This window comes from Leptotrichia sp. oral taxon 417, from assembly GCF_013394865.1.
Lineage (GTDB): Bacteria > Fusobacteriota > Fusobacteriia > Fusobacteriales > Leptotrichiaceae > Leptotrichia > Leptotrichia wadei_A.
Window position 1 is genome coordinate 925,789 of sequence record NZ_JABXYV010000001.1, and the last position, 13,872, is coordinate 939,660.

The 13,872-nt window shown below is 27.7% G+C and carries 17 protein-coding genes; 15 read left to right on the forward strand and 2 right to left on the reverse strand.

The genetic code is table 11. The features are described from left to right. Nucleotides 1-45: 45 nt before the first annotated feature. Entirely contained in the window at nt 46-306 is a 261-nt protein-coding gene (locus tag HW276_RS04440) for a DUF4911 domain-containing protein (protein ID WP_010124411.1), read from the reverse strand. A 21-nt stretch (nt 307-327) separates the two neighbouring features. Further along, complete coding sequence (locus tag HW276_RS04445) at nt 328-1,251, reverse strand: ATP-binding protein (protein ID WP_178937562.1); 924 nt, start codon at nt 1,249-1,251, stop codon at nt 328-330. Nucleotides 1,252-1,495: 244 nt separating this feature from the next. Between HW276_RS04445 and HW276_RS04450 the strand changes: the two genes are divergently transcribed. The 15 genes from HW276_RS04450 (at nt 1,496) to HW276_RS04520 (ending at nt 13,709) form a co-directional block, all read left to right on the forward strand. Further along, nucleotides 1,496-1,738, forward strand: a complete 243-nt coding sequence (locus HW276_RS04450) for a KH domain-containing protein (protein ID WP_010124409.1) — start codon at nt 1,496-1,498, stop codon at nt 1,736-1,738. 60 nt (nt 1,739-1,798) lie between these two features. Continuing rightward, on the forward strand, nt 1,799-2,206 hold the full coding sequence (locus tag HW276_RS04455; protein ID WP_147003355.1) for a thioesterase family protein: 408 nt from the start codon (nt 1,799-1,801) through the stop codon (nt 2,204-2,206). A 149-nt stretch (nt 2,207-2,355) separates the two neighbouring features. Further along, nucleotides 2,356-2,784: a ribose 5-phosphate isomerase B gene (gene rpiB, locus HW276_RS04460; protein WP_146960322.1), complete on the forward strand. Its 429-nt coding sequence runs from the start codon at nt 2,356-2,358 to the stop codon at nt 2,782-2,784. A gap of 110 nt (nt 2,785-2,894) precedes the next feature. Beyond that, on the forward strand, nt 2,895-3,236 hold the full coding sequence (locus HW276_RS04465) for a histidine triad nucleotide-binding protein (RefSeq protein WP_010124403.1): 342 nt from the start codon (nt 2,895-2,897) through the stop codon (nt 3,234-3,236). A 32-nt stretch (nt 3,237-3,268) separates the two neighbouring features. Continuing rightward, the gene (locus HW276_RS04470; protein ID WP_178937563.1) at nt 3,269-5,464 is read left to right on the forward strand and encodes a DKNYY domain-containing protein; all 2,196 of its coding nucleotides are present in this window, start codon (nt 3,269-3,271) and stop codon (nt 5,462-5,464) included. Between the two features lie 278 nt (nt 5,465-5,742). Beyond that, nucleotides 5,743-7,683 (forward strand): DKNYY domain-containing protein, encoded by a 1,941-nt coding sequence (locus HW276_RS04475; RefSeq protein WP_178937564.1) that lies wholly within the window; start codon nt 5,743-5,745, stop codon nt 7,681-7,683. A 247-nt stretch (nt 7,684-7,930) separates the two neighbouring features. After that, nucleotides 7,931-8,701: an RNA methyltransferase gene (locus tag HW276_RS04480; RefSeq protein WP_178937565.1), complete on the forward strand. Its 771-nt coding sequence runs from the start codon at nt 7,931-7,933 to the stop codon at nt 8,699-8,701. Between the two features lie 13 nt (nt 8,702-8,714). After that, nucleotides 8,715-9,347: a hypothetical protein gene (locus HW276_RS04485; RefSeq protein WP_255460321.1), complete on the forward strand. Its 633-nt coding sequence runs from the start codon at nt 8,715-8,717 to the stop codon at nt 9,345-9,347. 133 nt (nt 9,348-9,480) lie between these two features. Beyond that, nucleotides 9,481-9,801, forward strand: coding sequence for a TfoX/Sxy family protein (locus tag HW276_RS04490; RefSeq protein ID WP_178937567.1), 321 nt, complete (start codon nt 9,481-9,483; stop codon nt 9,799-9,801). Nucleotides 9,802-9,824: 23 nt separating this feature from the next. After that, nucleotides 9,825-10,748, forward strand: a complete 924-nt coding sequence (locus tag HW276_RS04495) for a deoxyribonuclease IV (RefSeq protein ID WP_218974995.1) — start codon at nt 9,825-9,827, stop codon at nt 10,746-10,748. A 60-nt stretch (nt 10,749-10,808) separates the two neighbouring features. Beyond that, a complete protein-coding gene (locus HW276_RS04500) occupies nt 10,809-11,468 on the forward strand; it encodes an NAD(P)H-dependent oxidoreductase (RefSeq protein ID WP_178937568.1) in 660 nt (219 codons plus the stop codon). A gap of 138 nt (nt 11,469-11,606) precedes the next feature. Further along, a complete protein-coding gene (locus HW276_RS04505; RefSeq protein WP_178937569.1) occupies nt 11,607-11,798 on the forward strand; it encodes a hypothetical protein in 192 nt (63 codons plus the stop codon). Nucleotide 11,799: 1 nt separating this feature from the next. Further along, nucleotides 11,800-12,360 (forward strand): hypothetical protein, encoded by a 561-nt coding sequence (locus HW276_RS04510; RefSeq protein WP_178937570.1) that lies wholly within the window; start codon nt 11,800-11,802, stop codon nt 12,358-12,360. A 292-nt stretch (nt 12,361-12,652) separates the two neighbouring features. Beyond that, entirely contained in the window at nt 12,653-13,255 is a 603-nt protein-coding gene (locus tag HW276_RS04515; RefSeq protein WP_178937571.1) for a hypothetical protein, read from the forward strand. A 91-nt stretch (nt 13,256-13,346) separates the two neighbouring features. Continuing rightward, a complete protein-coding gene (locus tag HW276_RS04520; RefSeq protein ID WP_178937572.1) occupies nt 13,347-13,709 on the forward strand; it encodes a hypothetical protein in 363 nt (120 codons plus the stop codon). Nucleotides 13,710-13,872 lie beyond the last annotated feature (163 nt).

The window sequence follows — 13,872 nt, forward strand, 5'->3', positions numbered from 1 at the left end:
AAGCTATTTTTCGATTATTATATTTGAATTATAAAAGGCTTGGAATTATAACACTCCAAGCCATTCTCTTTTTTCTAGTACTTCCATTTCGATATTTTTTTGTTTTAACGTTTCAATAGCTTTATCCATATCATCTAAAAGATATGAATTTGTAAGAATTTTTATCAGACCGCTCTGGTTATCAAGAGTCCTCACATTTCCTAAACCATCATAAGCTTCGATGACTTTATTAATAAAGTCAATGTATTCTTTTTTTGTTTGAATGATGTATTCCCAGCTTGTTATATTTTTTTCTTTATTTTCCATAATTTACTTTTACCTTTCTTTTTAAAAATTATCTAAATACGAGTATCTTCCATTTGAATCCTTCCAGCCTAATATTTTTTCCAAATTCACATTTTGAGTTGACTGAATGATACGTTTTTTTATGTCTGGATTATTTTTTACAAGCTGTGCAATTAATTCCTTTGTTTCACGGCGCTTGCTTGAAGTCCTTTCGGCAGCGACTGTACAGCCGCAGTTCATCGGAAGGATTCCGTTATTTCGTACCCATTTTATAATTGCCTTTTCTTCAACATAAAATAGAGGACGGATCAATTCTATGTTAAAATTATCGGACTTTAATTTTGGCAGCATAGTTTCAAATTTTCCCATATAAAACATACTCATAAGAGTTGTTTCAATAACGTCATCAAAATGGTGTCCAAGTGCAAGTTTATTGCAGCCAAGTGAAGTTGCTTTTGTATAAAGGCTGCCACGACGCATTTTGGCACACATATAGCAAGGATAGTCTTTTGCGATTTTTTCGGCAATTTCAAAGATATTGTCATCATAAATTTCACACGGGATATTTAGATGTTTTAGATTTTTTTTCAAATTATTTAAATTAGCAGGATTAAATCCTGGATTCATTGAAATAAAAACCACTTCAAAGTTAGTTCTGCTGGCTCTTTTCAATTCTTGAAACAGCTTTGAAAGCAAGAGGCTGTCTTTTCCGCCAGAAATAGCCACTGCAATTCTATCTCCATCCTTTACCATCTCAAATTCCTTTAAGGCTCGCACAAATGGTGTCCAAAGTGCTGAACGATATTTTTTTTGTATGCTTTTTTCAATGGTTTCTAATGGCTGAAGTGGAACCGATGGTAAAACTGTTTCACAAACTGCGCTTCCAAGGGAAGTAGAGGCGATTTTATCAGCATTTGCTTCATTATTTATCGTATTTTTGTTATCGAGATCATTTTCTAAATTCATTATCTGTAACTCCTTTTAAAGTTCATATTAGCCTTGATTTATTTAAGTAATCAAAAAATATTATAACATAAAAAAATACTCCAATCAACTGTAATAAAATTATATTTTTTTGCTTTATTATTTTGAAAATATTAAATTAATAAATATTAAATTTAAAAACAAAATTTGATAAGAATATTGAAAATATGGTATAATAACCGTAAGAAAATATAAATTTTGGATAAAAAATGGAGGGAAAAAATAAATGAGCAAGTATTTTGAAACTGTAGATTTCTGGATTGAGAATTTATTGGATTCGACTGAAAGTTATACGATTGAAAGTAATGAAAAAGGGAAGTTTGTAGATATTACAATTAATGTGACAAAGGAGGATATGGGAAAAGTTATTGGTAAAAATGGAAGAATCATTACAGCACTTAGAGTTCTTATGTCATCAATTGGGAAAAAAGATAAAAAAAGTATAAAAATTGAAGTTAAGGAAATGTAAGTTTGAAAAAATATTCAAATAAAATAACACTAGATTTTATAATAATCAAGGAGTGAATTTATGAAAACTTGCAACTTAAGGAAAAAGAGCTTTAAACTTAGAGTTTACTATTATGATACTGATAAAATGGGAGTTGTGTACCATTCAAATTATCTGAAATGGATGGAAATGGCACGAACTGAGTATTTTAGGGATGTTTTTCCATATAAAAATATGGAGGATATGGGATTTATTTTGCCAGTAAAGACACTGAATATTGAATATGTTAATTCGGCAAAGTATGATGAGGAAATTGAGATTTTTGTAAAGATTGAGGAAATAAATAATATTAAGATTAGATTTTCTTATGAAATGTATAATTTAGATGGAGTTTTAAAGGCAAAGGCTGAAACTGTGAATGTTTTTGTGGATGAAAATGGGAAATTAAAGAGAATTTCAAATGAATTGCTGGAGAAAATTACTAAATAATTGAATAAAATATTTGTATAATTACAAAATTCATTGTTTAAAAGGAAAATTTAAATATATATTTAAAATTTGGTAGGACAAATATTTTAAAAGATTAAGAAAATAAAATTTAAAATTATTATAAAAAATAAAGAAGAGAGGCTTTACAAATGAAAATAGTAATTGGAAATGATCATGCAGGTGTAGAATTTAAAAATAAAATTATGCAGGCGCTTAGAAGTAAAGGGCATGAAATTATAAATGTGGGAACTGATACATTAGATTCAGTTGATTATCCTGATATTGCGAAGGAAGTTAGTAAAAAAATTATAAATAAAGAGGCGAATTTTGGGATTTTAATTTGTGGAACTGGAATTGGAATTTCTATTGCTGCAAATAAAATAAATGGAATTCGTGCTGCTCTTTGTCACAATGAATATACGGCAAGACTTTCAAGACTTCATAATGATGCGAATATAATCGCTTTGGGAGCTAGAGTTTTGGGAGAAGACTTGGGATTGGCCTGTGTTGAAACTTTTATAAATACCGAATTTGAAGGTGGCAGACATGCTAGAAGAGTTGGGAAAATTGAACAGTAATTAGTAAATGTTAAAAATAGCAGTAACTTTTTAAAAAATGGCAAGGGGTTAAGATTCCTTGCTAAAATTAAAAAATAATAAGAAAAAATAAAAAAAGGGAAGTGATTTTTATGTCAACAGTTTTTAAAAAAATAATAGATAAGGAAATACCTGCAAATATTGTATATGAAGATGATGAGTTTTTGGCTTTTCATGATATAAATCCTGCGGCGAAAGTTCACGTACTTGTAATTCCAAAAAAGGAAATCAAAAGTTTGGATGCGGCAACTGAAGAAGATGCTTTGTTACTTGGAAAACTGCAGTTGACTGTGGCAAAAGTGGCAAGAATTTTAGGGATAGATAAAGATGGTTATAGAGTTATAACTAATATTGGAGAAAATGGCGGACAGGAAGTTTTACATATTCATTATCATATTTTAGGTGGGGAAAAATTGCCAGTTAAATTAAAATAGAAGAAGTAAAATTTTTATTCTGGAGGAAATTTATGGTAAATAAGTTTTCTAAAATTGTTGTGCTTGTCTTTCTTTTGGCAAATTTGGGAATGGCTGAGTATATAAAAAAAGATGATGCTGTTTACTATATGGATAAAATATCGCAGACTGATGAAATAAAAGTGGAAGACGCAGATTTTAAGACATTTGTGAAATTAAATGATATTTATGGGAAAGATAGTAAAAATGTTTTTTGTATTGACAAGAAGCTAGAAGATGCTGATGTTAAGACTTTTCAGGTAATTGGGGAAGTCAATGGGAAAGATAAAAAATATATTTATAATTATGATGAAAAAATGGAGATAAATCCAAAGGATTTCAAACTTTACAAAAATAAGGATAAACTTTTGTATTTTAGAAATAATGGTAAACTGTATATTGGAGGAAGTTTTTTTGAAGTTGAATATGTTCAGGATTTAGACAGTTTTGAAGCAATTGATGAAAGTTATTCAAAGGACAGGTATAATATTTATTATGCTGGAACACCGATATACGATGTTGATAAAAGCACATTTCAGATAATAATGCCTGATTATTACGCAAAAGACAAGAATAATGTGTACAGTGGCTCTCATAAAATAAAGGATGCGAATCCTGATACGATAAAAATATTAAATCAGGTTTATTTGAAGGATGATAAAAATGTATTTTTGAATTTTGGACAAAAGATGGAAAATGTCGATGTAGCTACTTTTGAAGCCATAGAGGGAAACGTAGCTTATGGAAAAGATAAAAATAATGTTTACTTTCTTGGTGAAAAAATAAAAGGAGCTGATGCAAAATCTTTTGAAGTTATTTTAGAGCCTAGTGATATTGTTCAGATGTATTCAAAAGATAAAAATAGTGTCTTTATTGGAGGACGCAAAATAAAAGAGGCAGATTCAAAAACTTTTGAAAGGCTTCCTAAAACAACGTATTATTCAAAGGATAAAAATAATCTTTATTATCAGGAAGTAAAAATTGATAAAATTGACAATAAAACTCTTAAAATTTTATATTCTGATGGAATTGACGTGGTAAAAAATGGAAATAGAATTTTTGCAGAAGGGAAAAAATTGAATATAAAAAGTCCAGAAACTTTTGAAATAATTTTGAGTAAATATTATAACTTTCCAAATTTTATTTATGGAAAAGATGATAAAAATGTATATGCAATCTCAAAATTTGATGAGACTTATTCAAGCAAAATAATAAAAAATGCAGATGTAAATTCTTTTGAAGTAATGGAAAACAGTATGTATACAAAAGATAAAAACAATATTTATTTTACGCATTCTGATGTTGTACAAATGAAAAATGTAGATAAAGACAGTTTTACTATTGGAGAAAATGGCTTTTCGCATGATAAGAACAGTGTTTATTTTTATGGAAAAAAGTTAGACAGAATAAGTCCACAAGGATTTAAAATTATTGATTTAACTGTTAATTCTGGAGATTCTGAAAAAATTGCTTTTTTGACAGACAGCAGGAATTTGTATAAATTTACTTATGGATTTGATGATGAAAGATATAATTTGAAAAATATAAAATTGTCTAATGTAACAAATGTGAAAGTCGATGCTCCGAGCTTTGAACTTGTTAAGGAATACACGGGGAGTTATTACAGAGATAAGAACAACGTTTTTTATTATGATATGAATAAGAAGGAACTGAGAAAGGTCGAAGGTAGTGATAGGAACAGCTTTGTCGAAATGGATAATTTTTTTGCAAAGGATAATAAAAAAGTCTATTATCTTGGAAAACAAATTGAGAATATTAGTTCAGAAGGATTTAAATTTGTCGGTTCAGATATTGTAAAAAATAAAAATGGTGTATATTTTTGGAAAGATGAAACTGAGACAGGAGATTATGAGATAATACCTTTAAATTTTGACAGTGCTTCATTTGATATAGCGAATAAAAATACAAGTAATTATTTTAAAGATAAAAATGGGATTTATTATCTTGATTATGGAAAATTATTAAATTCGGAAGCAAAGGATGTGCAGAATGCCTTTATTAAACTAGAAGGGGCTGATATCCCAACATTTAAAGCATTTGGATATGGATATTCCAAAGATAAGAATAGAGCTTATTGTAAATATAAGGAATTTAAAGGGGTGGATGTGCCAAGTTTTACTGTCGTACTGGAAGATGAGGGAGTTGTAGTTAAGGATAAAAATAGAGTTTATAAAAATGATTGTGAGTGACAAGTAAAAATTATTTTATTTATATTTTAGTAAAACTGCTTTAAAAAAGAATTTAGAAAATCATAATTATCCTGCTAAAATTCTTTTTAATTATCTAATTCAATTTTGAAGGGTTTTAAATGTTTTTAAGCGTTTATTAGACTTGTTTGTAAACTTAGAATTTAATAAAACAAATATTCTGAAGCAAGGGTTTTTGCCCTTTCGTGAAATAAAAAAATTAAGTTATCAAATAGGTCTGTTGAATAAATTATTTAAAAAAGGATTTGGAGGGATTTTTTATGAAAAGTAAATTTTTTAAAATTATTGTTGGAGTATTTATTTTAGCTAATTTGGGAATGGCAGAATATGTGAAAAAGGATAATGCAGTTTATTACAAATACAGTGAAGAAGATGATTCAGAATTTAAAGTTGAAAATGTGGATTTAGGAACGTTTAAAATACTGAATGATAAATATGCAAAGGATAGGAAAAATGTTTATTTTTCAGGAAATAAATCGTTTGAAGATGTGGACAGTAAAACTTTTGAAGTGCTGCCACAGTATTATTCAAGAGATAAGAATAATGTTTACAGACCAATTAATGAATGGATTCACAAAATAAATGGAGCAAATCCAAAAACAATAAAAGTTTTGAATGAATTTTATTCAAAGGATGATAAAAATGTATATTATGATTCAGACAAAATTTCAAATGCAGATGTAAATTCATTTGTAGTTCTAGAAGGAGACCATAGTTATGCAAAAGACAAAAATACGGTCTATTATTCAGGAGAAAAAATTAAAGGTGCGAATCCAAAAACATTTAAAATAATTTCAGATGGAATGTATTCAAAGGATGATAGGAATGTGTATGCTGCAGTAGACATTATAAAAGATGCAGATCCTCAAACTTTTAGAAGAATTCCTGAAACAAATTATGCCAGAGATAAGAATAACCTGTATTATTACTTTGGAGATGTTAAAAATCTTGGGAAAATAAATGAAAAAGATTTTAAAGTTTTGGATAGTAATTTGATTAAAAATGGAAATGAAGTCTACTATTTGGGAGAAAAAGTGAATATAAAAAATCCTGATAAATTTGAAATAATAGAAAATTATTTAAGCAGTCCAAGTATGGTTGTTTATGGAAAAGATGATAAAAATGTATATGTGATGACACCGTATAAGGAAGCTGGTTATCTTAAAATAATAAAAAATGCTGATAAAGATACTTTTGAAGTAATGGAAAATAGTGATTATTCTAAAGACAGAAATAATATTTATTACGCAGGATACAATGTTGTGCAGTTGCAGGATGTGGATAAAAACAGTTTTGCTATTGGAGAAGAAAATGGCTTTTCGTATGACAAGAAAAATGTTTATTACGCAGGAAGAAAATTAAATGATATAAGTTCAGCTGGATTTAAAGTTACAAGACTTGTTAACAGACCAAATTTACCAGTCAATTTTTTAAATGATAATAAAAATATATATAAACTTATTGCAGTATTTGATGAAGAAACTGGTGAGCTAAAAAGTGTAAAAACAGCTGTTGTAAAAAATCCTAAAGTAGATTCTAAAACTTTTGAAACGTTTAGTTATTCGGGAAATTATTTTCGTGATAAAAATAACGTGTATTATGAAAATGAATTGTATAAAATGGACTTGAAAAAAATAGCAGGTGCAGATAGAAATAGTTTTGAGGTTTTGAATGATGAATTTTCAAGAGATAAAAACAATGTTTATTATTATGGAAATAAAATGAAAGGTATAAATCCAGATGGATTTGAATTTGTGGGCCGTGACTTTAAAAATAATGAAGATATTATTTATTTCTTAAAAACTAAAGATAAAGTTTATGTGTTAAAAAATAAAGCTGGTAAAGAAGTATATGAAATAGTTCCTTTAAATTTTGATACAAATTCTTTTAAATATTCTAATGCTGATAATTCGTATGAATCTGAGTCTATGGGTTATTTTCAAGATAAAAATGGAGTTTATTATTTTGACGTATTTAGATCAGATGAATTAAATCCAAATAAAGTTTTCGCCAAAGTAGAAGGGGCTGATACTTCATCATTTGTACAGTTAATGTTTGGTTATGCAAAAGATAAGAATAAAGTGTATATTGAAGATCGGGAAATTAAAGGTGCAGACCCAGAAAGTTTTAAGATAATTGAGACAAGTGATGGAGTTACAATAAGAGATAAAAATAAAATTTATAAAGAATTTAAAAAATAATTTTTGATTATACTTGAATTATTTAAAATCAAACTAGGATATAAGTAAACTAAATAGTTATTTTAGCAAGGGGTCTTGACCCCTTGTTATAGTAAAATAGATTTAAAATCAAACTCAAAAGTTAGGGCTATTTTACTTAAATCCTAAATTTATATGATTTTTAATAGTTCAATTTTGAATATGTTTGAGTATATTAATAAAAAATATTATTTTTAAGTTTAGAAAATAGAAAGTGAAAAAATAGAAAATGAGAGATGTAATAGCGAGTTCAGATAACAAATTTTATAAATTGCTAAAAAAGCTGGATAAAAAGAAGTATCGTGATGAAAACAGCATTTTTAAGGCTGAAGGGGAAAAGTTTTTAAATGAGAATATTAATTTTAATAAAATTATTGTAAAGGAATCGAAGTTTGAATATTTTGATGAAAGATATGGGATTTCTGAGCACGATAATTTGACAATTTTAAAGGATAATCTGTTTGATGAGGTTTCAACACAGGAAAATAGTCAAGGGATAATGTTTTTGTATTCTAAAAATTTGAATACGATTGAGGATGTAAAAGGCGATGTGGTAATTTTAGATGATGTTCAAGATCCAGGAAATGCTGGAACAATTATTAGAACGATGATTGCTGCGAATTTTCAAAATTTAATTTTGACAAAAGGATCTGTAGATGTTTACAATCCTAAAACAGTACGTGCCACAATGAGTGGAATTTTCAAATTAAATATAATTTACGAAACACCTGAAAATATCGTAAAATTTTTGAATGATAGAAATTATTTAAAAATAGCAACTGCTTTACACGAAGATTCGATTTCTTATGAAAAAATTGAATTGCGGGAAAATAATGCATTTATTTTTGGACATGAAGGTGGAGGAGTGTCTGAATATTTGATAGAAAATTCAGATATAAAGGCGATTATTCCAATTTATGGAAATATTGAGTCGTTAAATGTGAGTGTGGCAACAGGGATATTTTTGTATAAGATGAGAGAGAAATTGGAAAATCTGTAGAATGGAGAATTTTATGTTTAACAATACAAAAAAATTAACAAAAAATAAAAAATATACTCAAGCTGAATTATTTAAAATGGTTTTAGAAAATGAAGATTTGAGAGAAAAAACAGAAGCATTGTTTGCATTGGATTTTAAAGAATTGTCATCGGTGAAAGATGAATATCCAGATTATGAATTTAATATTGATGGAAAGGTTTTTGCCGAAGATGGTGGAGCTGGGGTTTATGTTTTGCTGGAAGATGGCAGTATTGGATTTGTCTGTTTTGATTTTCCGCTTGAATGTGGGAGAATCGCTGAAAATTTGGTGGAATGGTTTGAACTGCTTTTAAATTGTGCTAATTTTTGGTGGAATTATGCGAATAGGGAATATTTGGAAAATTTTGAAATGCTGGAAAAGGAAGTGGAAAAAGCAGAACCAGAAGGGCGAGAAGATTTTGAAGATGCTTATGGGGACGATATGCCGTCTTATCTTGAATTGCAAAAAGAACTGTCGGAGAAACTGGATATAAAAATATACGACAATATTGCAAAAGATGTTTTACAAAGATTTTTTAAAACGGCGGAAAGAGAGCCTAAGTTTACAACAAAATATGTTCCAGATGATGAAATTGCAAAAGACTTAATAAAGGAATTAGGAAGATAATCTATAAGAATTAAATAGATACAAATTCAGAACTAACTATTGACAGGGCATTGGAAACATATTTGAAAAAAGGATATTCAAAACATAGTTAAAAATTCTAAAGATGAAGAAAAAAGCAAGGAGTGAATTAAATATGGCTTCAAGTAAAGAATATTTAAATTTTGTATTGGAACAGTTGTCGGAAGTGGAAAATGTTAGATATAGAGCGATGATGGGGGAATATATTCTTTATTATAGGGAAAAAGTTATTGGTGGGATTTATGATGACAGGTTTCTTGTGAAGGCTGTAAAATCGGCGAAAGAACTTATGCCGAATGCTTTACATGAAATTCCTTATGAAGGGGCAAAGGAAATGTTGCTTGTTGATGATGTTGAAAATAAAGAGTTTTTGAAGAATTTATTTGAAGCGATGTATGATGAACTTCCTGTTTTGAAGAAAAAAAAGAAACAATAGAAATAAAGAAAGGTAAAAAAGAAATGTCAAAAAAAGAAATTTTTAAAATTGGATCGCATGTGGGAATGAGTGGGAAAGATATGCTTTTGGGATCGGTTAAGGAAGCAGTTTCTTATGGATCGAATACTTTTATGATTTATACTGGAGCACCTCAGAATACACGGAGAAAGCCGATTGAAGAACTGAATATTGAAGCTGGGTTTAAACTTATGAAGGAGAATAATATTGATATTGATGATATTGTTGTGCATGCTCCTTATATAATTAATCTTGGGAATGCTGTAAAGCCTGAAACTTTTAAGATTGCGGTGCAGTTTTTGAGAACAGAGATTGAAAGAACAGATGCTATTGGGGCAAAAAGGATTGTTCTTCATCCAGGTGCTCACGTTGGAGAAGGTGCAGAAGTTGGAATTAATAAAATTATTGAAGGATTGAATGAAGTTTTGACAAAAGATCAGAAAACAACTGTGGCACTTGAGACGATGGCTGGAAAAGGTACAGAATGTGGGAGAAGCTTTGAGGAAATTGCGAAAATTATTGATGGTGTGAAATTGAAAGATAAACTTAGTGTTTGTTTTGATACTTGCCATGTTCATGATGCTGGGTATGATATTGTGAATGATTTTGAAGGAGTTATTGAGCAGTTTGACAAGATTGTTGGAATTGACAGAATTTCAGTAATTCACTTGAATGATAGTAAAAATCCTGTTGGGGCACATAAAGACAGACATGAAAATATTGGTTTTGGATATATTGGATTTGAAGTGTTGAATAAAATTGCACATTTTGAGAAATTTTCTCATTTGCCTAAGATTTTGGAAACACCTTATGTGGCTTTGAGCGATGATAAGAAGGCTAAAAAAGTTCCGCCGTATAAATTTGAGATTGAAATGCTTAGGGCGGGGAAATTTGATGAAGATGTGATGGAGAAGATAAAAAATCAATAAATTTTTTTGAGATGAATATAGAATTAAAAATAAAAAAAATAATAGAAAGAAGTGGTTAAAATGACAAAAAATGAAGAAATATTAGAAGTGTTTAATAAAAGATATGCTTGTAAAAAATTTAGTACGGAAAAAAGAGTGTCTGATGAAGATTTGAAGACAATTTTGGAAAGTGCGAGATTGTCACCAAGTTCATTTGGTATGGAACCTTGGAAATTTTTACTTTTAAGAAATGAAGAAATGAGAAATGATTTTAGACAATTTGCTTGGGGAGCTTTGAATAGCTTGAATGGAGCAACTGAAATTGTGATAATTTTGGCGAGAAAAGATGTTACTGGAGATAGTGAATATTTTAGAGATAATTGGAAAAACTTGAAGAAAGTTTCTGATGAAGCATTTGAAGCAGTAAAAGATAAATTTACGAAATTTCAGAAAGAACATTTAAAATTATTGGAAAATGAAAGAACACTTTTTGACTGGGCTTCAAAACAAACTTACATTGCACTTGGAAATATGATGACAGTTGCGGCTTATTTAGGAATTGACAGTTGTGCGATTGAAGGATTTAATAAAGAGCAATTGGAAAAATATTTGTCAGATATGGGACTTCTTGACTTGAATGTGTATGGAGTTTCTGTGATGGTAAGTTTTGGATATAGGAATGAAGAGCAACCTAAAAAGATAAGACGAGAGTTAAAAGATGTTTTGGAAATAATTGAATAAAAAATATATTAAAAAATGAATAAATATAAATAAAGATAAAAACACAGTTCTGGTTGGTAGTCCAGACACAGTAATGTAAGTAACCTGCCTCCTTAGGTTGTCCATTCTTTATAAAAAAATTTTAAGGAGGCTGAAATTATGAAAAAAATTTCAGGGAAATTGACAGTTTTTTTTGAAAATCCATTAAACAAAGACTTTCCAAGAAATAATCCATATAAGAATATCAATCCTAATGAAGGTTTAAATATGTCGAAACCCGAAATAAATAGAGAAAAATCTCAAAATATAAATGAACAGTTAAAGAAATTGAGAGAAAGAGTGGGTAATTAAGATGAAGAAATCGAAATTAATGGTGTTTGTTGTATTATCTATATTTTGTTTAAATTCTTGTTTATCATCAACATATTTTATTGGTTCACTTTTGAATGAAACTGGGATTTCAAGTTCCATTCCTTCAGTTAAGTCGCCTATAGGAATAGAAACAATTTATAATAAAGATAAAGAAAAATTTAGAAATTATATAAATAACTTAAATTTAAGAGAAAATGTTCGCTTAAAATTATCAGAAAATATTTCTGTTAATGTTCCTAAAGATATAATTTTAAAAAAAGACGGTAATACTAAATATTTTTATGATAATAAAGAAAAAGTGGGATTAGGAATCTCAATATACTATAAAGAATCAAATAGTTATTTGAAAGAAAATGATATAATAAAAACAGTTGGAAAAGTTGAAATAATGAAAAGTAAATTAGGAAATAATAAATCTCTATTTTATAAAATTTCAGATAATATTTATTTGAGAACATTTTTTTATGAAGAGTCCTCTGATACTAAAGAATACTATGATTTTATTATTAATTTCATAAACAACCTTGAAAAAGTAAAATAATAATTAATGGGAATAGAACAACAAAAAAAAGTTAACAATGAAAGACAAAAAAATGTAATAAATATATTAAAAACATAGCGAATACCTAGAGCAGATTATGATGAAGATTTAGTAAAACAAAGAAACAATATTTTAAAAGAAGAATTGAAAAATACAGATCCTAGAAATCCTTCATTGAAAACAAATGAAATAAAAACTCAAAATCTTGAAATAAAAAATAATTTGCAACAAAATAATAACAACAATTTAGAAGATGTTTTAAAAAATCTGAGAGAAAGGGTTGGAAAATAAAATGAGAAAATTAAGATTAGCATTATTAGGAATAGTTTCAATATTTTGTCTAAATTCTTGTATAACTTCTGCACTAATAGGGACAGCAGTTGCTCTTTGTGGAGAAAATGGATGTAATGATTTTGGGAAAAAAGGTGGAAAAAAAGATTATGGAGGTATATATGTTTTATTTAAAGAAAATGATTTAAAAACAAAAGAATATCTAAAATCTCTATTATTAAGACCCAAAGAAAAATTAGAAGTTGACAAAGGAGTATCTGTAAATGTTCCTCAAGGATTTATTTTAAAAAAAGATGGTAAAAGTAAATATTTTTATGATAAAATAAATGAAATAGGATTTTCTATTATATATGATGATAATAGTAAAATAAAAAAAGTCTATGAAAATGAAGATCTTACTTATAAAACTAAATTAATTTCAGAAAAAAAAGGAGCAAGAATTTATAAGGTTGAAGATAAAGTGGAATCACAAAATATTGATTCATTTTTAATAAAAAAAATTTTGAATGATAAATATATATATATTTATTTATATGTAAATAGAAATGATAAGAATATACCTGAATTTATGGAGTTTTATAAAGATTTTATGGAAAATTTGTAGGAAATATGTGGGAAACTACCTAAATATAACTCAGGTAGTTTTCATAATTTTTCAAGATGGAGTTATGGTAACTTTAGGAAAGGGCAAAAATATGAAAAAAATAAACTTTATATTAGGAACATTGATTGCTGTATTCAGTATAAATTTATCTGCTGAAAAATTATTAAACTTTAATCAAGCAAATGTTATTAGTTCAGAAACGTTAAAGCAAGTAAACGCTTCTTCAACTTATAAAATTATTTACAAAAAGGAAAAGAATGGCGAATACAAATACACTTTAGAAAAATTATTAAATTTTGATAACGATAAAAATTTAAAAGTATTTGTAAATGGAACTGAAGATAATTTAGACAGTGCAGTAAAAAAAACCATAAATCAAAATATGACATCATCAGACAAGAGAAAAGTTGATGATGGTGGAACTTTTGAAACTATTTTGGTTTTTTCAGAATAGAATAAAAATTTAATTTTTTAATAATCGTTGTTGTAAAAGACAGCGGTTATTTTTTTGTATATTGTATGTAATTTGAATATTTAAAACAACTTTTTACCCAACAGATTCTATAAAAGTAAAAAAAGATAAAATAATATTGATAAGAGCGTCCAAAATTTTGTGT